Origin of the sequence: Nocardioides renjunii (assembly GCF_034661175.1) — a bacterium.
In the GTDB taxonomy this organism is placed as follows: domain Bacteria; phylum Actinomycetota; class Actinomycetes; order Propionibacteriales; family Nocardioidaceae; genus Nocardioides; species Nocardioides renjunii.
The window spans coordinates 3,429,958-3,451,776 of the sequence record NZ_CP141058.1 but is presented as its reverse complement, the minus strand read 5'-3'; the positions used below and the strand labels follow the sequence as shown (position 1 = coordinate 3,451,776).

The following is a 21,819-nucleotide window of genomic DNA, read 5'->3' as shown; positions in this document are numbered from 1 at the left end:
ATGGCCCAGCCCTCCGCAGACCGGCGCACGCCCGAGCCCCGCGCCGGACTCCGACTCATGCACGTCCACGCCCACCCCGACGACGAGTCGAGCAAGGGCGCCGCGTCCACCGCGAAGTACGTCGCCGAGGGGGTCGACGTCCACGTCGTCACCTGCACCGGCGGCGAGCGCGGCTCGGTGCTCAACGCCAAGATGGACCGCCCCGAGGTCTGGGAGAACATCACCGAGATCCGGCGCGAGGAGATGCACCGCGCCCGCGACATCCTCGGCATCCGGCAGGACTGGCTGGGCTTCGTGGACTCCGGCTGGCCCGAGGGCGACCCGCTGCCGCCGCTGCCCGAGGGCTGCTTCGCGCTCGTCCCGCTCGAGGAGGCGACCGAGCGCCTGGTGCGGCTGATCCGCGAGTTCCGCCCGCACGTGCTGACGACGTACGACGAGCGCGGGGGCTACCCCCACCCCGACCACGTCCGCTGCCACGAGGTCTCCGTCGCGGCCTATGCCGCTGCCGGCGACCCCGACCGCTTCCCCGAGGCGGGGGAGCCGTGGCAGCCGATGAAGCTCTACTACCACCACGGCTGGAGCTGGGCGAAGACCAACGCCCTGCACGAGGCGATGCTCGCCCACGACCTGGAGTCGCCCTACACCGAGCGCCTCGCGAAGTGGGAGCGTGAGCCGGAGTGGGACGACCGGATCACCACGCGCGTGCCGTGCGGCGACTGGTTCGGGGTCCGTGACCAGGCCCTGCTGGCGCACGCGACGCAGATCGACCCCGACGGCATGTGGTTCGCCATCCCGCGCGAGATCCAGCAGACCGTCTGGCCGACCGAGGACTACGAGCTGGTCGAGTCCACGGTGGAGTCGACGCTGCCGGAGGACGACCTGTTCGCCGGGATCCCGACCCCCGCGCCCTAGGGGGCGAGTGGGACACTGGAGGCATGCTCGACCTGCTGATCATCCTCCTCGTGGACGACCCCACCCCCGACAAGACGGAGGTGAAGGCCGGACCGCTCGGCTTCGCCATCTGGATCTTCCTGATCCTCGCGGTGGTCGTCCTCGGGTTCAGCCTGGTCAAGCAGCTGCGCAAGGCGCAGGCGGCCAAGGACGCCGGCCTCTACGGCGACGAGCCGGTCACCCCGGAGCAGAAGGCCGACTCGGAGGAGCAGGTCTAGGACCGCACCACCCGCACGACGCAGTCCCAGGCCGTACGCCGCTGGGCGCCGCCGTGCTCGTCGGCCGGCTGCACCACGCGCGCGACGCGCTCGGCTCGCACCACCTCCACGTCGATCCCCGACAGGTCGGCCAGCACGTCCTCGGCCGTCATCAGCACGGCTGGGTCCTGCGGCCCGCCGGTGCCCTCGGCGAGGTTCGTCGAGTCGTGCGCGACGAGCAGCAGCGTCCCGCCGGGGCGCAGCATCCCCGCCGCTCCGCGCACCGCACGTCGCCGGTCGGCGGCGGGCAGCTGGAGGTAGGCGATGACGACGAGGTCGACCGGGTCCGGCGGCTGCCAGGTCGTCGCGTCGGCGCAGACCCACGTGACGCCGGGCCCACCGTCGGGCCCACCGTCCTGCCCACCACTGAGGTCGTCCGCCAGCCGGGCCCCCTTGTCGAGCGCGACCTGCGAGAAGTCGACCGCCGTGGCCGACCAGCCGCGGGAGGCGAGCCAGAGGGCGTTGCGGCCCTCGCCGGCGCCGAGGTCGACCGCCGTCCCGGGAGGGAGGTCGGCCAGCTCGGCGGCGACCAACCGGTTGGGCTCGCGCGACCAGACCAGCTCGCTGGCGGCGTAGCGCTCGTCCCAGGCCTCGGCGTCCATGCCGGTCAGCCTAGGCGGGCGGCGGACGTCCGGGCAGCCACCAGTTCCAGCGGCCGAGGAGGGTCATCGCAGCGGGCAGCATGAGCCCGCGGACGACGGTCACGTCGAGCAGGACGGCGACCGTCATGCCGACGCCGATCTCCTTGACCGCCACGAGCTCGCCGGCGGCGAAGCCGAGGAAGACGATGACGATCGCGACGGCGGCGAGGGTGACGACCGGCCCGGTCGCGACGATGCCCTCGAGCACGGCCGCGTCGTTGTGCGCCCGCGCCCCGGAGGTCCGGCGGCTCCGCGGGCCCTCCCACGCCTCGCGGATCCGCGCGACGAGGAAGACGTGGTAGTCCATCGACAGCCCGAAGGCGAACATGAACAGCAGCAGGGGAGTGGTCAGGTCGAGCGCTCCCCACGAGTCGAAGCCGAGCAGGGAGGAGCCCCAGCCCCACTGGAAGATCGTGACGACCACGCCGAGCGTCGCGCCGAGCGACAGGAGGTTGAGCAGCACCGCCTTGACCGGGATCACCACCGACCTGCTCAGCCCCCCGAGCAGCGCCCCGGTCGCCAGCACCACGAGCAGCAGCGCCATTGGCAGCCGGTCGGCGAGCGCCGTCCGCGTGTCCACCAGCTCGGCCGCCGGCCCGCCGACCAGCACGGGGACACCGAGGTCCGCCTCGCGCAGCCGGTCGACCAGGGCCTGGGCCTGCGGGCCGTCGCTGGGGCCGGCGGGCTCGACCAGCACCTGGCTGGTGCCGTCGGGCATCGGGTCGAGGAGCAGCACGTCGGCCACCTCGGGCATCGCGCCGACGTCGGCCATGAGCGTGGCGACCTGCGGCGAGTCCGGCGCTGCGTCCGCGAGGAGCGTGAGCGGGGTCGTGCGGAGGTCCGGGTGGTCGCGGTCGACGACCTGCTGGGCGAGCCGCGGCTCGCTGTCGCGGGGCAGTGACCGGGTGTCGGAGTTGCGCAGGTCCAGCGACAGCAGCGGCGCCGCGAGCAGCAGGAGGAGTGCGGTGCACCCCACCAGCACCGGCCACGGCCGGCGCTGGGCCGTCCGGGCCAGACGGGGGAGCAGCGCGTCGGGGCTCGGGGTGCCGCCGAGCGGCCGGCCGGGGGCCGGTGGGGGGACCCGCCGGTGTGCGACCGCGAGCAGGGCGGGGACGAGGGTGAGCCCGGCGGCGGTGGCGACGCCCACGGCCACCAGCCCGCCCACGGCCATCGGCGACAGCACCGGGTCGCCGAGGAGGAGCAGGCCGGCCAGCGCGGTCCCGACGGTCAGCCCCGAGACGAGCACCGCGCGGCCGGCGGTCGCGACGGTCGTCGCAAGCGCGTCGGCGACCGCGCCCGGGCCGTCCGTACGCCGTCCCTGCCGCGCCCGTTCCTCACGGAACCGCGCCAGCACCAGCAGCGCGTAGTCGACGGCCAGGCCCAGCCCCAGGAGCGTCACCACGTTGACGGCGTACTCGCTGACCGGGGTGAGGCGGGCCAGCGACGCGAGCACGAGGAGGGCGGCCGCCACGGCGCCCAGGGCGGTGGCCACCGGGACGAGCCCGGCCACGAGGCCGCCCAGCGCGAGCGCGAGCACGACGACGAGGACGAGGACGGCGACGCCCTCGCCCCGCGCGGCGTCGGTGACGGCCTGCTCGGCGAAGGCCTCCTCCGCCAGCAGCGGTCCGCCGACCAGGACGGTCGGCACGGCGATCGTGCGCAGCCGGTCCGCCACGCGATCGGCGACCTCCAGGGCGGCGTCGTGGTCGAGGCCGGGGTCGATCTCGACGGTCACCACGGTGCCGGTCCCGTCGGCGGAGACCAGGTCCTGCGCTCCGCTCGTCCAGGGGTCGCGCACCTCGTGCACGCCCGGCTGCTCGCGCAGGTCGTACAGCACCCGGCTGGCCTGGTCGACGAGGTCGACGGCCAGGACGTCGCTGCCGGAGAGGACGGCGACGACGAGCTCGCCCTCGGGGTCGGCGGCCTCGAGGCGGTCGGCCACGAGCGCGGACTCGGCGTCCCCGCGCAGGGGGTCGGGGGTCTGCGCGAGGTCGAACACCGATCCACCGAGGACGGCGCCGAGGAGGACGAGCACGGTCCAGGTGCCGAGGACCCACCGCCGCCAGCGGTGCAGCAGGCGTCCCAGGTCCTCGAGCACAGGGCGACTGTAGTGACCCAGGCGCCTTCTGACGATAGACGGACAAAAGTTGTTCACAAAGCGGCGGATTGACCCTAGGGTGAGGCACGTCACATCGTTCCCGGCCCCTGGCCGGGGTCCCAGGAGGTCGTCCCGGTGTCGTTGTCCCCCCTCAGTGCCTGCGGCCGCCGTGCCGTCCGGGCACGCCGCTCGGTCGCCGCCTCCGTGGCTGGCGTCCTCGTCGCGGGCCTCGGTGCCGCGCTCTCCACCGCCCCCGCCGCGTCCGCCGTCCCGGTCGGCGACGAGCCGGGCGTCACCATGCGTGCCTTCCAGCTCGGCCAGCCGGTCTCGGAGCTCTGCACGCTCAAGGCGGCGCAGACGCCCAACGTCGACCTGCTCAAGCCGAGCATCGACTGGGACGCGCCCGAGGACTTCGGTGGGCTGCAGGACAACTTCCTGGTCGAGGTCCTGGCCAACCTCAGTGTCGAGACCACCGGCACCTACATGTTCCGCCTCACGAGCGACGACGGCTCCGAGCTCCTCGTCGACGACCAGCTCGTCATCGACCACGACGGCCTGCACGGGGACACCGCCAAGGAGGGCAGCGTCACCCTGACCCAGGGCACCGTGCACGAGCTGCGTGTCAACTACTTCGAGGGCGGTGGCGGCGAGCGCCTCACCCTGCAGTGGATGCGTCCCGGCGAGACGACCTTCTCCGTGGTGCCCACCTCGGTGCTCAGCACCGAGGCCGGCGTCACCCGCGTCACCGCGCCCGGCTTCAAGCAGTGCGAGGGCCAGGACGACTCCGCGGGGGACGGACTCCAGCTCGACGGGGTCAACCCCGCCTACACGCTGACCGACCTGCGCCCGGACGGCTTCGAGCCGCAGGTCACGGGCCTGGAGTGGGACGGTGACGACCTGCTCGTCCTCACCTGGGGCGGCAACGGCAACGACCAGGGCAACGTCTCCCTCGGCCAGCTCCACCGGCTCGAGGGCGTCAGGACGGCGACCGGCCCGGCCGGTGTGACCCGCACCCTCGTCGCCGACGGGCTCAAGGAGCCGCAGGGCATCAAGGTCGTGGAGGGCGACGTCTACGTCTCGGAGAAGCACCAGCTGTCCCGTCTGGTCGATGCCGGCGGGGACGGCGTGTTCGAGGGCAAGGAGACGGTCGCGACCTGGCCCTTCGACGGCAACTTCCACGAGTTCGCCTTCGGCATGCTCTACCGCGACGGCAAGTTCCACCTCAACCTGTCGGTGTCGATAAACCTCGGCGGCGCCACCACCGTGCCGCAGGGCTCACAGGACCGCGGCACGCACATCACGGTCGACAGGGAGACCGGCGAGATCGAGTTCGTCGCCGGTGGCCTGCGCACCCCGCACGGCATGGGTGAGGGCCCCAACGGCGAGATCTTCGTGACCGACAATCAGGGTGGCTGGCTGCCGGCATCCAAGCTGGTGCAGATCCAGCCGGGCGCCTTCTACAACCACTTCACCACCGGTCCCGGCGGGACGCCCGGCCGTTTCGACAGCGAGCCCGTCACCAAGCCGGTCCTGTGGATGCCGCAGAACGAGATCGCCAACTCCCCGAGCACCCCCGTCGTTGTCGAGGAGGGCCCGTACGACGGGCAGATGTTCATCGGCGACGTCACCTACGGCGGCCTCCAGCGCGCCGACCTCGAGATGGTGGACGGCGCCTACCAGGGCGCGCTCTTCCGGATGACGCAGGGCCTCGAGGCGGGTGTCAGCCGGGTGCTGAAGGCCGACGGCGGGTCGCTGATCGTCGGCGGCCTCGGCGCGGGGGGCAACTGGGGCCAGACCGGCAAGCTCCGCCACGGCCTGCAGAGGCTCGACCTCTCCGGTGCGGTGCCGTTCGACATGCTGTCGATGGACGTCGTCGAGGGCGGCTTCGAGATCGAGTACACCAAGCCCCTCTCGGCCGCGACGCTCGAGGACCTCGCCTCGAAGTACCAGCTCAAGCAGTGGCGCTACCGCGCGACCGCGCAGTACGGCGGGCCCAAGCTGGACGAGGAGACGCTCGCCGTCACCAGTGCCACCGCGTCGCAGGACGGCAGGACGGTGACCCTCCAGGTCGACGGCCTGAAGCCCGACCGGGTCGTCCACCTGCGCTCGCCCCGTCCCTTCGCCTCGGCGTCGGGCGACACGCTGTGGAGCACTGAGGCGTGGTACACCCTCAACAGCTATCCCGGCTACGTCGAGCCCGACCCCGAGCCCCCGGCCGACGGGATCTACGAGCTCGAGGACGGTGCCCTCTCGGGCACCGCCGGCATCGCCACCGAGCACGCCGGCTACACCGGCTCCGGCTTCGTCGACGGCATCCAGACGATCGGCTCGGGCACCACCGTCGACGTCGTCGCTCCCCGGGCCGGTGCCTACGACCTGCAGCTGCGCTACGCCAACGGTCCGAACCCCCAGCCCAACCAGGCCAAGAAGATGAGCCTGTACGTCGGCGGGGTGCTGCAGACGATCGTGCTGCCGCCGCTCGGCGACTGGAAGACGTGGGGCACGCACACCGTCCGCGTCACCCTGCCGGCAGGCGTCACCACGGTGGAGATCGCCTACGAGACCGGTGACGACGGCAACGTCAACCTCGACCACCTCCGGGTCGTCGACCCGACCGGCGGTCGTGTCGAGGCCGAGGTCGGGACCATCACCGGGACCGGGAACCGCGTGCAGACCGAGCACGCCGGCTTCAGCGGCACCGGCTACGTCGGTGGCTTCGAGGTCGACGGCGCGTCCGTGAGCTTCGACGTGACCGCGACGGCGGCCGGCTTCCACAACGTGAGGCTCGGCTACGCCAACGGGCCGAACCCGCAGCCCGACCAGACCAAGGTGATGTCCGTCCACGTCAACGGCGTCTTCGTCAAGAAGCTGTCGCTGCCCCCGCTCGCCACCTGGAAGGACTGGGGCTCGGTCACCGACCAGCTCGAGCTGCGGGCCGGCGCCAACGTCGTCACGATCCAGCGCGACGCCGGCGACAACGGCAACGTCAACATCGACTACCTCGACCTGGGCAGTCGCGAGGCGTGTGCCCCGGGGCAGGCGCCCGGCGCCGACGACGAGTTCGACGGCACCACCCTCGACACCTGTCGCTGGAGCACGATCCTCAACAAGACGGCCACCGGCGTCACGCTGGCCGGCGGGCAGCTGCGCATCGACGCGCAGGGCGGTGACCTCTCCGGCGGAGCCGTCGACGCCAAGAACATCGTGCTGCAGCAGGCTCCCGCGGAGGGTGCCTGGGCAGCCGAGACCCAGTTCTCCATGACCGGCGCGGACGACTACCTCCAGGGTGGTCTCGTGGCCTGGACCAGCGCCGCCAACTACGCCAAGCTCGTGGCGATGGAGACGCCGGACGGCGACTGGGTGCTCGAGCTGGGTCGCCGGATCAACGGCGACATGGTCTACACCAACGCCGACCTGCCCGACGGCGCCGCTCCCGACGACCTGCGGCTCCAGCTGGTCTCGACCGGCACGGCGGTCCAGGGCCGCTGGTCGGTCGACCAGGGCGCGACGTGGCAGTCCATGGGCGCGGGCTACCCGATGACCGGGCTGGTCGCTCCCAAGGTCGGTGTCGCCGCCTACAACGGCACCGGCAGCCAGGTCGGCGCGTTCGACTGGTTCAGGATGGTCGACGCGGTCGTCGAGCCCGACACCTGCGAGGCCGCCCCGGCCGACCCCGGCTACCGGAGCCTGTTCGACGGGACCGCGGCCAGCATGGCGGACTGGAGGATGGCCGGCCCCGGCGTCTTCACCCGCGAGGCCGACTGCACGCTGAAGACCAACGGCGGACTGGGCCTGCTGTGGCACTCCGAGCCGCTCGAGGGCGACTACTCCCTGCAGCTGGACTGGAAGCTCACCAAGGACGACAACGGCGGCGTGTTCGTCGGGTTCCCCAACCCGGAGACGACGCCCCGTCAGGACGGCGGCACTCCCGACCCGGCCGGTGACCCGTGGGTCGCGGTCGACAGGGGCTACGAGATCCAGATCGACGCCACCGACCTGCCGGACCGCACCACGGGCGCCATCTACACGTTCCAGGGTGCCAACGCCCAGCGGGACGCGGCGCTCAAGCCGGTGAACCAGTGGAACCACTACGAGATCCGCGTGGAGGGGAAGCGCATCCGCGTCTACCTCAACGACGTGCTGGTCAACGACTTCACCGGCACCCACGCGAACCGGCTCACGTGGCCCTCCCACATCGGTCTGCAGAACCACGGCGGGGGTGAGAACGTCTACTACCGCGACGTGCAGCTCAAGGAGCTGGCCGACCCGGAGGACGTCGCCGCCACGGTGACGGTGACGCCGACGCCCGCCGAGGTCCAGCTGGGTGACACCGCCCGCGTCGAGGTCGAGGTGGACTCGCTCGCCGAGGAGACGCCCACCGGCAAGATCACCCTCACGGTCGACGGCGAGGCGCTCGACCCGGTCGACCTCCAGGACGGCGCGGCCAGCTTCACGGTCGGTCCGTTCGACGAGGCGGGGACGGTGGCGCTGTCGGCGTCGTACGCCGGTGACGTGGCGCACGAGGCCGGCGCGGGCAGTGGCTCGCTGACCGTGGCCGGGGCCACCCCGACCACCGGGCCGACCCCGACCCCCACGCCGACGCCCACGCCCACGCCGACGCCGACGCCGACCCCCACGCCGACGCCCACCCCGACGCCGCCCGCGCCCAGCGTGGCGGTGGCGCAGGGCGGCAACGTGGACGCGACGCACGACGGCCGCAGGGCGCGGCTGGTCCTGCGGTGCGGCGCGGCGGACTGCGAGGGGACGGCGGTGCTGCGGACCCGCGGCGGCAAGAAGCTGGGCGCGGGCTCCTTCGAGCTCGAGGCCGGCGAGAAGGGCACCGTGGTGGTCCGGCTGAACGCTCGGGCCCGCGCCAGGCTCGACCGCGACCCGACGGTGCAGGCCGTGCTGGTCGTCCGGTTCGACGACGGCAGCACCGACCGGGTCAGGGTGCGACTGACCCGCTGAGACGGCCGGCCCTCCCTCGGTGACCCCGGGGGAGGGCCGTTGCCTGTCCGGACCCGGGCCCTCGGCGCACCGGCGACCGCGCGGGGCCCGGTGCCGTCGAGGGTCAGTCGACCGCGACGACGCGTAGCACCCGTGCCTCCTCCGGGTCGAGCACGGGCAGCGCGACCCCGACCTCGTGCAGGAGCCGGCCGGGCAGCTCGGCGCCGTCCGCCGACCAGGCGTCGGTCAGGTCGGCTCCACCGGGCGGTGGCGGCAGCTCCTCGGTCAGGCGGTAGGTGCGGCCGGGGTCAAGCCCCGTGACCCGCAGGGGCGCTGGGTGCTGGGTGTCGGTCGCGCCGACGGTGGCCACGACGTACCACGCCTCGGAGCGGTCCGCGGCGACGACGCCGGTGACCATCAGCGCCGGGTCGGGGTGGTCGGGGTGGACGAGCGTGCCGGTCCCGATAAGCGGCCTCACCTGCTTGTGCAGCGCGATCCAGGACCCGAGCTCGGTGAGCCCGGCCTCGTCCAGGCTCGTCATGTCCCACTCGATGCCGAACCAGTGGAGGAGGGCGGTGGCCGCGCGGTAGCGCAGCGCGTGCGTGCGCCCGGTGGTGTGCGACGTCGGGCCGCCCACGTGCGAGCCCATCAGCTCCGGCGGCACGAGCAGCGAGGTCCACCGCTGCAGGTGCTGGCGCTCCAGCGGGTCGATGGTGTCGCTGGGCCAGATGCGGTCGGTGCGCGCCAGCACCTCCGCGTCGACGCGTGCCCCGCCGGACGAGCAGGACTCGATCTCGAGCGCCGGGTGCGCGGCGCGGAGCTCGTCGAGCAGCCGGTAGGCCGCCAGCGTCTGGCCGTGCACCGCCGGGCGGCCATCGTGCGTGGCGTCGGTGAGGTCGCGGTTGTGGTCCCACTTGAGGTAGGCGATGTCGAGCCCGTCGAGCAGCGCCAGCAGGGCCTCGCGCAGGTCCGCAAACGCGCCGTCGTCCTGGAGGTCGAGCACCTGCTGGTGGCGCCACGTGATCGGCGGGTCGGCGTGGCCGCGCAGCACCCGCTCGGGGTGGTTGCGGGCCGTCTCGGAGTCCGGGTTCACCATCTCCGGCTCCACCCACAGGCCGAACTCCATGCCGACCCCGGTGACGTGGTCCACGAGCGGTCCGAGTCCCTCGGGCCACACCGTCGGGTCCACCGTCCAGTCGCCGAGGCCGGCGGTGTCGGCGCGTCGCCCCAGGAACCAGCCGTCGTCGAGGACGAAGCGCTCGACCCCGACCGACGCGGCCACGTCGGCCAGCTCGGTGAGCCGGTCGAGCGACTGGTCGAAGTAGACCGCCTCCCAGGTGTTGGCGATCACCGGCCGCTCGCCGCGGGCCCGCGGCGTGACGGCCCGCAGGTGGGCGTGGAGGCGGTGGCTCAGCGGGTCGAGCCCGGTGCCGGACCACGAGCAGAGGAGGCGGGGGGAGTCGTACGTCTCACCCGGGGCGAGCACCACCTCGCCCGGGCTCAGCAGCTCGCCGCCGCCGAGCAGGCACTCGCCCTCGGGGGTGCGCTCGGCGTACGTCGTGTGGTTGCCGCTCCAGGCCGTGTGCACCGCCCAGACCTCGCCGCGGCCGAAGGTGAACCCGGGGGTGCCGGCGACCATGAGCAGCGTCGCGTCGTGCCCGGTGCGCCCCCGGCGGCTGTCGCGTCGGTGCGTCCCCTGGACCCACGGGTGCCGCTGCGGGGTGCGCTCCTTGCACCACCGGCCGGTGAGGTCGAGCAGCTCCCCGGCGCGGGCCGGCACGGGCAGGGCGGTCAGCACGGACGCCAGGTGGAGGTCACCGTCGGCGGTGTTGGTGACGCTGGTGCGCGCGTGCAGGAGCCCGGCGTCGTCGAGGCCGAGCTCGACCTGCACCTCCCACCCGGCCTCGTCGTCGGTGCAGGTGCACGTGAGGCTCCCGTCGGCGACGTCGACGACCCAGTCGACCAGGCTCGGGGTGGCGGCCCGGGCGCTGCCGCCGACCCGGTGCCCGGCGAGGGCCGGGGTGCCCGAGAAGCCATGCGTGCCGTCGGGCACCAGCCCGGTGCGGCGGGGCAGGTCGTACGACGAGCGCGCGGCGCCCGGCTGGCGCGCCGCCATGATCGCCGTCAGGGCCGCGTCGTCGAGGTCGCCCAGGGCGGCGCCCCAGTGGAGGACGACCGGTATCCCCCCGGCGTCGCGGCCCAGCACCAGGCTGACGCCGCCGCGGCTGAGGTGGAGCGGGGCCTCGGACCGGTCGGACCGGTCGGGGCGGTCGGGGCGGTCGGTCGGGGTGGTGTCGTCGCTCATGCGTGTCCGGCTCCTAGGTCGTCGGTGTCGGGACGTGCGCTCCCGGGGCGGGGGCTGTCGAGGTCGTCGCCGTCGGCGGGGTCCACCACCACCAGCTCCCCGACGTGGTCGGCGAGGGCGCCGCTGGCGTGGGCGGACAGGCCGGAGTCGGTGACCAGCACGGCCGCCTCGGAGAGGGCGGCCATGCTGCTGAGGCCGACGACGCCCCACTTGCTGGAGTCGGCCAGCACGATGAGCCTGCGGGAGCGCTCGATCATGGCGCGGTTGGTCTCCGACTCCAGCAGGTTGGGCGTGCTGAAGCCGGCGCGCACGTCCATGCCGTGCACGCCCATGAAGAACGCGTCGACGTGGAGGCTGCGCAGCGAGGAGACCGCGACCGGGCCGACCAGGGCGTCGGACGGCGTGCGGAGCCCGCCGGTGAGGAGCACCGACGTGGTCGCGTCTCCGGTGCGGTGCAGGACGTCGGCCACCCACACCGAGTTGGTGACGACGGTGAGGTGGGGCACGCGCGCGATGTGCTCGGTGAGGGCGTGGGTCGTGGTCCCCGCGGACACGGCGATGGCCATCCCGGTGTGCACGAGCTCGGCTGCGGCAGCCGCGATGGCCTCCTTCTCGTTGCGGCGCTGCACCGACTTGGCGGCGAAGCCCGGCTCCGAGGACGACGGCTCGGCGACGGCCAGGGCGCCGCCGTGCACCTTCTCCAGCAGGCCGTCGCGGTGCAGGGCGACGAGGTCGCGCCGTACGGTCATGTCGGAGACCCCGAGGAGCTCGACGAGGTCGGTCACGCGCACGGTGCCGTCGCGACTGAGCTCGGCGAGGATGCGTCCGCGACGCTGGGCCGCGAGCATCAGGCCTCCCGGTCCTGCCCGGTGACGTCCTCCCTCACCACGGCGACCCCGCCGGCCGGCACCACGAGGCTGCCGGTGACGTCCGCGCCGGAGACGAGCTCGACGCCGTGCACCGGCACCTCGGCCTGGGCGTGTCCGTGGTTGATCACGAAGAGCCACTGCGCATCCTCGCCGACGCGGCGGGTCACCTCGACGAGCGGTCCTGCTCCGGGCAGGCGCTCGATCCCCGTCTCGGCGACGAGCCGCTCGACCAGCCGGTCCGTGCCGACGGCGTCGAGGCGGGTGGCGACGTACCAGGCCGTGCCCTCGCCGACCTCGCGACGAGTGACGGCCGGCAGCCCGGACGCCGGTCCGCCGAGGTGCGTCGCGACCGCCTCGGCCCCGACCAGCTCGAGGTCCTCCGCCCAGGTGTCAGCGGTGACCGTCGGGGTCCCGAGGCCGTCGACCTGCACGGTCTCGCCGGCGAGCAGCGGCAGCAGCTCGGTCGTACGCACGCCGAGCAGGTCGCGGAACGCCCCGGGGTAGCCGCCGAGGCGGACGTGGTCGTTCTCGTCGACGATGCCGCTGAAGTAGGTCACCACCACCGTCGCCCCCGCCTCCGCTGCGGCCGCGATCGCGGCGGCGTGCTCGTCGGAGACGAGGTAGAGCGTCGGCACGACGACGAGGCGGTAGCCCGACAGGTCCGTGCCCGGGTGGACGACGTCGACCCCGACGCCCTGCGCCGACAGCGCCCGGTGGAGGTCCTCGGCCCGGTCGCGGTAGCTGACGTCGATGCTCGGGTGCGAGTCGAGCTGGCACCCCCACCACGCCTCGTAGTCGAACAGGACGGCGGCCTCGTTGCGGGGCGTGCTGCCCGCGGCCTCCTCGACGGCGTCGAGGACGCGGGAGAGCTCGACGACCTCGCGCCACTGCCGGGTGTCGGTGCCGGCATGGGGCAGGAGGCCGGAGTGGAACTTCTCGGCCCCCGCGCGCGACGCGCGCCACTGGAAGAACAGCACGGCGTCGGCGCCGTGCGCGACGTGGGCGAGGCTGTTGCGGATCATCTCGCCGGGTCGCTTGGCGCGGTTGTGCGGCTGCCAGTTCACCGCGCTGGTGGAGTGCTCCATCAGCAGCCAGGGGCGCCCGTCCGCGGTGCCCCGGGTGAGGTCGGCGCTGAACGCCAGCTCGCGGTGGCCACCCTCCTCGGCGGCGATGAGGTAGTGGTCGTTGGAGACGACGTCGAGCTCGCGTCCCCAGCGCAGGTAGTCCATCTCCATGGTCTGGCGCATCACCATGAAGTTGGTGGTGACCGGGACGCCGGGGGAGATGCGGTGCAGGACGTCGCGCTCGACGACGAAGTTGTCGAGGAGCTGGTCGGAGGAGAAGCGCAGGAAGTCCAGCTGCTGCGTCGGGTTGGCGTGGGTCGGGGCGAGCCGCGGGGGGAGCACCTGCTCGAAGTCGTCGTAGCGCTGGGACCAGAACGCCGTGCCCCACGCGTCGTTGAGGCGCGCCACGTCGTCGCCGTAGCGCCGCCGCAGCCAGGTGCGGAACGCCGCCGCGCTGACGTCGCAGTAGCAGCGGGCGTTGTGGCAGCCGAGCTCGTTGGAGACGTGCCACAGCGCGAGCGCCGGGTGGTCGTGGTAGCGCTCGGCCAGCGCCGTGCACAGGGCGAGGGCGTGCTCGCGGTAGACCGGCGAGCTCGGGCAGAACGCCTGGCGGCCGCCGGGGAACAGCGTCCGCCCGTCGTGGGTCACGGGGAGCATCTCGGGGTGCCGGTGGGTCAGCCACGGCGGCGGCGAGGCGGTCGCCGTCGCCAGGTCGACCTTGATGCCGGCGGCGTGCAGGCCGTCCATCTGCTCGTCGAGCCACGCGAAGTCCCACGTGTCGGGTGTCGGCTGGAGCCAGGCCCACGAGAACACGCCCAGCGTGACCAGGTCGACGCCGGCCTCCCCCATCAGTGTGCGGTCCTCCTCGTGGGCTGCGGCGGGCCACTGCTCGGGGTTGTAGTCGCCGCCGAAGGCCAGCGCGGGCAGAGATGTGGGCATGCGGCCACTGTGGCGACCCTCATACGGCGAAGTCAACGTCCGAAGGTGGATAACAGTTCGGAAATGTTTGAACGGGTCTGATTCGTGACCTCTGCAGGGTTGACGGGCCTGTGCCGGTCGTCACATGCTGTGCCTCCTTGTTGGGTTTTGTCTCCAGGAGGCCGTTGTGTCCCGCACCACATCCAGTGCCATTCCCCGCTCCACCGTCGCCACGATGGCGGCGACGCGTCGTTCCGTCCTCCGGGGGATCGGGCTCAGCGGTCTCGCCGTGGGCGGCGCCAGCATGCTGGCCGCCTGCGGTGGCGACGACGCCGGTCCGTCCACCGGCTCCGGGGCCACCGTGAAGTTCGGCATCAACGAGGCCGAGGGCGTCGGCCCGGCCTACGACCGGCTCGCCGCGATGGCCGAGGCGTACACGAAGGAGACCGACACCAAGGTCAGCCTCAACGCGGTCGACCACAACACGTTCCAGGAGAGCATCAACACCTACCTCCAGGGCACGCCCGACGACGTCTTCACCTGGTTCGCCGGCTTCCGGATGGCCCAGTTCGCCGAGAACGGCCTGATCACCGACCTGAGCGACCAGTGGCCCATCGATGGGCTCAACGACTCGTTCAAGCAGGCGGCGACGGCGCCCGACGGCAAGCAGTACTTCGTCCCCGTGCAGTACTACCCGTGGGCGGTCTTCTACCGGAAGTCGGTCTTCGAGAAGAACGGCTGGGCGCCGCCGGAGACCAACGACGACTTCATGGCGCTGATGGAGGACATGCAGGGCAAGGGCGTCACGCCGTTCGCCTTCGGCGACAAGGACGGCTGGCCCGCGATGGGCACCTTCGACATCCTCAACATGCGCCTCAACGGCTTCGACTTCCACATGAGCCTGATGGCCGGCGACGAGGCGTGGGACGGCGACGAGGTCAAGCAGGTCTTCGAGACCTGGCGCACCCTGCTGCCCTACCACCAGGCCGACCCGCTGGGCCGGACCTGGCAGGAGGCCGCGACCGCCATGGGCAAGGGCGAGTGCGGGATGTACCTGCTCGGCACGTTCGTCGTGGACGCGCTCGGCGAGAACGGCGAGGACCTCGACTTCTTCACCTTCCCCGAGCTCGACTCCTCGATCGGCTCCGACGCCCTCGACGCCCCCATCGACGGCTTCTGCGTCGCGTCGGCCGGGCAGAACCAGGAGGCCGGCAAGGCGATGGCGAAGTGGCTCGGCAGCGCCGCCGCCGCCGACGCGGCCAACAGCAACGCCGACGCGCCGTTCATCGCCGCCAACGAGGGCGCGAGCACCTCGACCTACAGCGACCTGCAGAAGAAGTCGGCCGAGGTCGTGGGCGCCGCGGCCAACATCGCGCAGTTCATGGACCGTGACACCAACGCCGACTTCGCCAACACGGTGATGATCCCCTCGATCCAGGCCTTCCTGAAGGACCCGGACGACATCGACGGGGTCACGGCCAGCATCCAGGAGCAGGCCGCCTCGATCTTCGGCTGAGCCATGACCCACATCGACGAGGCGCCGCGGCCCGCGGCTGCGGCGCCGCCCCGGGGCCGCGAGAAGAAGCTGCCCGGCAAGGACAGGGCGACCGTCATCACGATGGTGACGGTCCCGCTGCTCCTGGTCGTGCTCCTGGTGTGGGTGCCGGCCGTGCTGTCCTTCGTGCTGTCCTTCGGGAAGTGGAACGGGTTCGGCGACCTCGACACCATCGAGTGGGTCGGCGTCCAGAACTACGAGGACATCTTCACCATCTACCCGGCGTTCTGGCCGGCGGTGCAGCACAACCTCATCTGGCTGGCGTTCCTGTTCGTCTTCCCCACGATCCTCGGGATGCTGCTGGCAGTCGTCCTCGACCGGGAGATGAAGGGCAGCCGGCTCTACCAGACGGCGTTCTACATGCCCGTGGTGCTGTCGCTGGCGCTCATCGGCTTCATCTGGCAGCTCTTCTACTCCCGCGACCAGGGCCTCATCAACCAGGTCTTCAACACCCAGGTCGACTGGTACGGCGACCCCGACATCAACCTGTGGGCGGTGCTCGTCGCGACCGCCTGGCGGCACACCGGCTACATCATGCTCATCTACCTGGCCGGCCTGAAGGGCGTCGACGCCAGCCTGCGCGAGGCGGCCGCCGTCGACGGCGCCAACGAGGTGAAGACCTTCTTCCACGTGATCTTCCCGGTGATGCGCCCGATCAACATGGTCGTCATCGTCATCGTGGTCATCGAGTCGCTGCGCGCCTTCGACCTCGTCTGGGTGATCAACAAGGGCCGCAACGGCCTGGAGGTCATCGGCGCCCTCGTCGCGCAGAACGTCGTCGGCGAGGCGACGCGCTACGGCTTCGGCTCCGCGCTGGCCGTGATCATGATGGTCATCTCGTCGGTCTTCATCACCATCTACCTGCGGACCGTCTTCCGCGAGGAGCGTTCGCGATGACCTACGAGACCCCGGTCGCCACCCCGCCCGCCCCGGTCGTCGCGCCGACCGCGCCGGCTCGCAAGGACGGCGGCGTGATGAGCAGGCGCCGCGGCGTCGTGGCCACCGTCATCGTCGCCCTGCTCGCCCTGGCGTGGCTCTTCCCGCTGCTGTGGGCGCTGATCAACTCCTTCCGGGAGTATGACTACACCCAGGCCAACGGCTACCTCTCCTTCGGCGGGTGGACCACCAGCAACTACGAGCAGGCGTGGCAGCAGGGCAACTTCGGCGTGCACATGCGCAACTCGTTGCTCATCACCGTCCCCGCGGTGGCGCTGACGCTGTTCCTGTCGTCGATGGTCGCCTTCGTGCTGGCGCGGTTCAGCTATCGCTTCAACCTCGCCATGCTCGGCGTCTTCCTCGCCGCCAACCTGCTGCCGCCGCAGGCGCTGCTCATCCCGGTCTTCCGGATGTTCCGCGAGGTCCCGCTGCCGACGTTCATGAGCGACTCGGGCCTGCTGCTCAACAGCTTCTGGGCCCTGATCCTCGTCAACACCGCCTTCCAGCTCGGCTTCTGCACCTTCGTGCTGAGCAACTACATGAAGACGCTGCCGCACGAGATCTACGAGTCGGCCGAGCTCGACGGCGCGAGCGTGTGGCGCCAGTACTGGCAGCTCACGATGCCCCTGGTCCGCCCTGCGCTGGCGGCCCTGGCCACCCTGCAGGTCACCTGGGTCTACAACGAGTTCTTCTGGGCGACCGTGCTCATCCAGCAGGGCGACAAGCTGCCGGTCACGTCGGCGCTCAACAACCTGCGCGGGCAGTTCTTCACCGACACCAACCTCGTCGCGGCCGGGTCGATCATCGTCGCGCTGCCGGTGCTGGTGGTCTTCTTCGCGCTCCAGAAGCAGTTCGTGTCGGGGCTGACGCTGGGCTCGACGAAGGGCTGACCCCGCCGGGAGGGGTCAGCGCCGCACCCAGGCACCGGCCCGCATCACCCGGCGTACGGACAGGTCGGCGTCGAGGACCACCAGGTCGGCCCGCCGGCCGGCCTCGAGCGCGCCGACGTCGTCCAGGCCCCAGGCCCGGGCGGGTGCCGTGCTCGCGGCGTGCACGACGTCGAGGAGCGGCAGGCCGGCGGTGCGTACGGCGAAGCGGAGGGCCGCGTCCATGGTGAGCGTCGAGCCGGCGATGGCGCCGCTGCCGGTGCCGTCGGCCAGCCGGGCCACGCCGTCGCGCACCTCGATCGCCATCGGTCCCAGGCGGTAGTCGCCGTCAGGGCCGCCTGCCGCGGCCATCGCGTCGGTGACCAGGATGCAGCGTCCCGGCTTGGCGGCGAAGACGGTGCGGAGCACGGCCGGGTGCAGGTGCACGCCGTCGGCGATGAGCTCGACGTCGACGGGGGCGTCGAGGAGCGCGCCGACGGGCCCGGGGTCGCGGTGGTGCAGCGGCCGCATCGCGTTGAAGAGGTGGGTGCCCAGCCGGGCGCCGGCCTCGAGGGCCTTGCGCGCCACGTCGTACGACGCGTCGGTGTGGCCGATCGCGGCTACCACCCCCGCGCCGCTGATCCGGCGCACCGCCTCGATGCCGCCGGGCAGCTCGGGTGCCAGGGTCACCATCCGCACGGCGCCGTCGCCGGCGGCCAGCAGCGAGTCGACGGCGGCGGGGTCGGGCGCGGCGAGCGCGCCGGGCTGGTGGGCGCCCGAGCGCTCCGGGCTGAGCCAGGGGCCCTCGAGGTGGATCCCCGCGAGGCGCCCCTCCCGGACGAGCAGGGCGAGCTCCCGCACCGCCCTGCCCATCCGGTCGGGGCTGTCACTCACGATACTCCCCGCCATCGAGGTGGTTCCGTGGGCGAGGTGGGCCGAGACGACGACCTCGGCGACCTCGGCCGTGCCGGTGTCGAACGACCCGCCGCCCCCGCCGTGGACGTGGAGGTCGACGAACCCGGGGACGACCGTCGCGTCGCCGAGCTCGAGGTCGGGCGTACGCGGTGGTGTCCCGTCGCCGACCTCGACGATGCGGTCGCCGTCGGAGAGCAGCCACCCCGGCGCGAGGACCCGCGCCGGGGTGACCACCCGGTCTGCCGTGAGGAGCACGTCAGGCCTTGTTGTCCTGCTCGAGCATCGAGGTGCCCGCCGCCGCGTCGTCGTCGTCCTCGCGACCCGGCGTGCGCAGGTTCCACCTGCGGATCACGAACCGGAAGAGGAAGTAGTAGACGGCGGCGTAGGCCAGGCCGATCGGGATGATGAGCAGCGGCTTGGTCGCGATGTTGTAGTTGAGGACGTAGTCGAACAGGCCCGCCGAGAAGCCGAAGCCGTCCTTGATGCCGAGCGCGTTGGTGAGCGCCATCGACGACCCCGTGAGGAAGGCGTGGATGACGTAGAGCGGGAACGCGACGAACATGAAGGCGAACTCGAGCGGCTCCGTGACCCCGGTGAGGAAGGCCGTCAGCGCGGCGGACAGCATGATGCCGCCGACGAGCTTCTTGTTCTGCGGCTTGGCCTCGTGCCAGATGGCGAGCGCCGCGGCCGGGAGCGCGAACATCATGATCGGGAAGAAGCCGGTCATGAACGCGCCGGCGGTGGGGTCGCCGGCCAGGAAGCGCGCGATGTCGCCGTTGACGGTCTCGCCGCCGCCGGGCGGGGTGTACTCGCCGAAGATGAACCACGGCGGGTTGTTGAGGATGTGGTGCAGGCCGAGCGGGATCAGGAGCCGGTTGAGGGTGCCGTAGACGAACCCGCCGAGCACCGCGTTCTCGGTGACCCGCTCGCCGAGGCCGGTGATGGCCCAGTCGAAGGCGGGGTAGGCGAAGCTCATCAGGACCGAGATCGCCACCGCGGCGAACGCCGTGATGATCGGGACGAAGCGCCGACCGCCGAAGAAGGCCAGGTAGGGCGGCAGCGAGATGCGGTGGTAGCGCTGCCAGAGGAAGGCGCTGACCAGGCCCATCACGATGCCGCCGAGGACGCCGTAGTCGATGAGCTCATCGCCCTCGAGGACGTAGGGCGACATCGCGTCGCCGACCGCCTCGAAGACGAGGTAGCCGACGACGGCGGCGAGCGCCGTCGAGCCGTCCGACTTGCGGGCCATGCCGATGGCGATGCCGACCGCGAAGAGGAGCGGCAGGTTGGCGAACAGTGCGCCACCGGCCGCCCCGATGACCGCGGCGACGCTGTCCCACCCGAGGCCGTCGACCCCGAGCAGGTCGTTGGCGCCGAGGCGCAGCAGGAGCGCCGCGACGGGGAGCGCGGCGATGGGGAGCATGAGGCTGCGCCCGAACTTCTGCAGTGGCGCGAGGTTGAGCCTGCGCCGGGTGGTGGTGCCGCCCGAGGCGGCGTCCTGTGTGGTCACGAGGATCGATCCCTTCTGGTGGTGCTCGTTTTCCTGCTGGCGCCGTGGTCGGCGCCGAGGCTCATGTGGACCTGGTAGCGGTCCCCGCGATAGCGCGAGACGACGTGCTCGACCGGACGTCCCGCGGCGCTGGACACGCGGCGGAAGACCAGGAGCGGGGTGTGCACGGGCGCCTCGAGGCGGCGCGCGGTCGCGCCCTCGGCCGCCTCGCCCCACAGCGTCTGCTCGGCCGCGTCGATGACGAGGTTGTAGCGCTGGGAGAACAGGGTGTAGAGCGAGCCGGTGAGGTCCTCGGTGTCGAGGTCGGGCAGGAGCGAGCGGGGATACCAGCCCTGCTCGATCGCCATCGGCTGGCCGTCGGCGAGGCGGACCCGGTCGATGCGCCACGCGGTGCCCGTCGCGCCCAGCCGCAGGGTCGCTGCCACGTCGGACGGCGGGCGCTCCTCGTCCACGAGCATCAGCCGGGTCGACGGCGCCAGCCCGCGGCGGCGCATGTCGTCGGAGAACGACGCGAGGTGCAGCCGGCTCTCCACACGAGGGCGGGCCACGAAGGTGCCCTTGCCCTGGATCCGGTGGAGCAGGCCGCCCGCGACGAGGCTGTCGACGGCCTTGCGCACCGTGGCGCGCGAGACGTCGTACGTCGCCATGAGGTCGCGCTCGGACGGGATCGCGGTGTCCGGGCCGAGCTCGCGCGTGGCGAGGTCCGCCAGCACGTCGCTGAGCTGCGCGTGCTTGGGGCGGGGGCCCTGGTCGATCCTGCCGGCCACGTGACCTCCTCCTCCCAGTGGGCGCTCGACGTCTGGTCTGGCAATTGGTACGGTCTGGTACGTACCAGTCGCCGAGCATGGCTCTGCCGCCCCGACCTTGTCAAGGACACCCATGGAGACCACCGCGACCACCACTCCCACCGGCGAGACCGGCGGCCCCTCGACGCGCATGGCGTCGGAGATCGCCGAGCAGCCGGCTGCCGCCCGTCGTACGCTCGAGCACCTGCTGCCCGAGCAGCCCCGCCTGCGTGACCTCGCCGGCGACCGCCGCCGGGTGCTGCTGGTGGCGCGCGGGTCCAGCGACAACGCCGCGATCTACGGTCGCTACCTGTTGGAGGTGGCCGCCGGGGTGCCCGCCGCGCTGGCCGCTCCGAGCGTCGCCACCCACTACCGCGCCCGGCTCGACCTCTCCGACACCGTGGTGGTCTCGGTCTCGCAGTCCGGCTCGACCGCCGAGATCGTCGAGACGCAGCGGTGGGCCCGCGAGTGCGGCGCCGCGACGGTCAGCGTGACCAACGTGGCCGACTCCCCGCTGGCCGCGGCGGCCGACGTGGCGCTGGTGACCCAGGCCGGGCCCGAGGTCGCCGTGCCGGCCACGAAGACCTACCTCACCCAGATGGTGGCGCTCGCCGTCCTGGCCGACGCGCTGGCCGGCGAGGGCGCCGACGGCCTCGCCGCAGACCTCGACCGCGTGCCGGACGCCGTTGCCGGGCTCCTCGGCGCGGACGTGTCCGCCGCCTCGGAGGCGCTGGCCGGCTCCGAGCGCGTGGTCGTCTCCGGCCGCGGACTGCTGCTCGGCACCGCGCTGGAGACCGCGCTCAAGATGGAGGAGACGTGCCTGCGCCCGGTGCGCGGCTACTCCTACGCCGACCTGCGCCACGGCCCGATCTCGGTGGTCAGCGACGGGCTGCTCGCGGTGCTCGTCGGCGCCGCCCACGGCCCGCTGGCCGAGCCGATGGCCGACCTGGTGCGCGACCTCCGGGGGCGCGGCGCGCGGGTCCTCGGCATCGGCGGCACGCCGTCGTTCGCGGACCTCTGCGACCTGCACCTGGCGGGTCCCGACCTGCCCGAGACCGTGGAGCCCATCGCCTCGATCGTCCCCTCACAGCTGATGATCGAGCAGATGGCCCTGCGGATGGGGCTCGACCCCGACAACCCGCGCGGGCTCAACAAGGTCACCCAGACCGACGTCACCGGCTGACCCGCACCGCTGGTCGAGG

15 protein-coding genes are annotated in these 21,819 nt (G+C 72.5%); 7 read left to right on the top strand and 8 right to left on the bottom strand.

What is annotated here, in order from left to right; translation table 11 throughout:
• The gene (gene mca / locus SHK17_RS16520) at window positions 1–912 is read left to right on the top strand and encodes a mycothiol conjugate amidase Mca (protein WP_322422998.1); all 912 of its coding nucleotides are present in this window, start codon (window positions 1–3) and stop codon (window positions 910–912) included.
• A gap of 23 nt (window positions 913–935) precedes the next feature.
• The gene (locus SHK17_RS16515; RefSeq protein ID WP_172266038.1) at window positions 936–1,169 is read left to right on the top strand and encodes a hypothetical protein; all 234 of its coding nucleotides are present in this window, start codon (window positions 936–938) and stop codon (window positions 1,167–1,169) included.
• On the opposite strand, the gene SHK17_RS16510 is transcribed toward SHK17_RS16515, so the two are convergent.
• Both SHK17_RS16510 and SHK17_RS16505 read right to left on the bottom strand, forming a co-directional pair.
• Window positions 1,166–1,810 (bottom strand): class I SAM-dependent methyltransferase, encoded by a 645-nt coding sequence (locus SHK17_RS16510; RefSeq protein WP_322920018.1) that lies wholly within the window; start codon window positions 1,808–1,810, stop codon window positions 1,166–1,168. The genes SHK17_RS16515 and SHK17_RS16510 overlap by 4 nt on opposite strands.
• 10 nt (window positions 1,811–1,820) lie before the next feature.
• The gene (locus tag SHK17_RS16505; RefSeq protein ID WP_322920017.1) at window positions 1,821–3,947 is read right to left on the bottom strand and encodes an MMPL family transporter; all 2,127 of its coding nucleotides are present in this window, start codon (window positions 3,945–3,947) and stop codon (window positions 1,821–1,823) included.
• A gap of 135 nt (window positions 3,948–4,082) precedes the next feature.
• Here SHK17_RS16505 and SHK17_RS16500 point away from each other — a divergent pair, with 135 nt between their 5' ends.
• Window positions 4,083–8,915, top strand: a complete 4,833-nt coding sequence (locus tag SHK17_RS16500; protein WP_322920016.1) for a family 16 glycoside hydrolase — start codon at window positions 4,083–4,085, stop codon at window positions 8,913–8,915.
• Window positions 8,916–9,018: 103 nt separating this feature from the next.
• Here the strand turns inward: SHK17_RS16500 and SHK17_RS16495 are convergent, their stop codons facing one another.
• Genes SHK17_RS16495 through SHK17_RS16485 form a run of 3 tightly spaced genes read right to left on the bottom strand, consistent with a single transcriptional unit; the run spans window position 9,019 to window position 14,071 of the window.
• Window positions 9,019–11,199, bottom strand: a complete 2,181-nt coding sequence (locus SHK17_RS16495) for an alpha-galactosidase (protein ID WP_322920015.1) — start codon at window positions 11,197–11,199, stop codon at window positions 9,019–9,021.
• Complete coding sequence (locus SHK17_RS16490; protein WP_322920014.1) at window positions 11,196–12,047, bottom strand: DeoR/GlpR family DNA-binding transcription regulator; 852 nt, start codon at window positions 12,045–12,047, stop codon at window positions 11,196–11,198. The genes SHK17_RS16495 and SHK17_RS16490 overlap by 4 nt, the downstream gene beginning before the upstream one ends.
• Window positions 12,047–14,071 carry a beta-galactosidase gene (locus SHK17_RS16485; protein WP_322920013.1) on the bottom strand — a complete coding sequence of 675 codons (2,025 nt, stop codon included), beginning with the start codon at window positions 14,069–14,071 and terminating at the stop codon, window positions 12,047–12,049. The genes SHK17_RS16490 and SHK17_RS16485 overlap by 1 nt, the downstream gene beginning before the upstream one ends.
• 166 nt (window positions 14,072–14,237) lie before the next feature.
• Between SHK17_RS16485 and SHK17_RS16480 the strand changes: the two genes are divergently transcribed.
• The 3 genes from SHK17_RS16480 to SHK17_RS16470 are packed head-to-tail and all read left to right on the top strand — an operon-like array spanning window position 14,238 to window position 17,431.
• A complete protein-coding gene (locus SHK17_RS16480) occupies window positions 14,238–15,566 on the top strand; it encodes an ABC transporter substrate-binding protein (RefSeq protein ID WP_322920012.1) in 1,329 nt (442 codons plus the stop codon).
• Window positions 15,567–15,569: 3 nt separating this feature from the next.
• Complete coding sequence (locus SHK17_RS16475) at window positions 15,570–16,502, top strand: carbohydrate ABC transporter permease (protein WP_172266017.1); 933 nt, start codon at window positions 15,570–15,572, stop codon at window positions 16,500–16,502.
• A complete protein-coding gene (locus SHK17_RS16470; RefSeq protein WP_172266014.1) occupies window positions 16,499–17,431 on the top strand; it encodes a carbohydrate ABC transporter permease in 933 nt (310 codons plus the stop codon). Before SHK17_RS16475 ends, SHK17_RS16470 begins: the two co-directional genes overlap by 4 nt.
• A 15-nt stretch (window positions 17,432–17,446) precedes the next feature.
• Here SHK17_RS16470 and nagA read toward each other — a convergent pair whose 3' ends face one another.
• The 3 genes from nagA to SHK17_RS16455 are packed head-to-tail and all read right to left on the bottom strand — an operon-like array spanning window position 17,447 to window position 20,599.
• Window positions 17,447–18,577 carry an N-acetylglucosamine-6-phosphate deacetylase gene (gene nagA, locus SHK17_RS16465; RefSeq protein WP_322920011.1) on the bottom strand — a complete coding sequence of 377 codons (1,131 nt, stop codon included), beginning with the start codon at window positions 18,575–18,577 and terminating at the stop codon, window positions 17,447–17,449.
• A 1-nt stretch (window position 18,578) separates the two neighbouring features.
• The gene (locus SHK17_RS16460) at window positions 18,579–19,832 is read right to left on the bottom strand and encodes a PTS transporter subunit EIIC (RefSeq protein WP_322920010.1); all 1,254 of its coding nucleotides are present in this window, start codon (window positions 19,830–19,832) and stop codon (window positions 18,579–18,581) included.
• Window positions 19,829–20,599, bottom strand: coding sequence for a GntR family transcriptional regulator (locus tag SHK17_RS16455; RefSeq protein ID WP_322920009.1), 771 nt, complete (start codon window positions 20,597–20,599; stop codon window positions 19,829–19,831). Before SHK17_RS16455 ends, SHK17_RS16460 begins: the two co-directional genes overlap by 4 nt.
• Window positions 20,600–20,711: 112 nt before the next feature.
• Here SHK17_RS16455 and SHK17_RS16450 point away from each other — a divergent pair, with 112 nt between their 5' ends.
• Complete coding sequence (locus tag SHK17_RS16450; protein WP_322920008.1) at window positions 20,712–21,800, top strand: SIS domain-containing protein; 1,089 nt, start codon at window positions 20,712–20,714, stop codon at window positions 21,798–21,800.
• The last annotated feature ends 19 nt before the right edge of the window (window positions 21,801–21,819 follow it).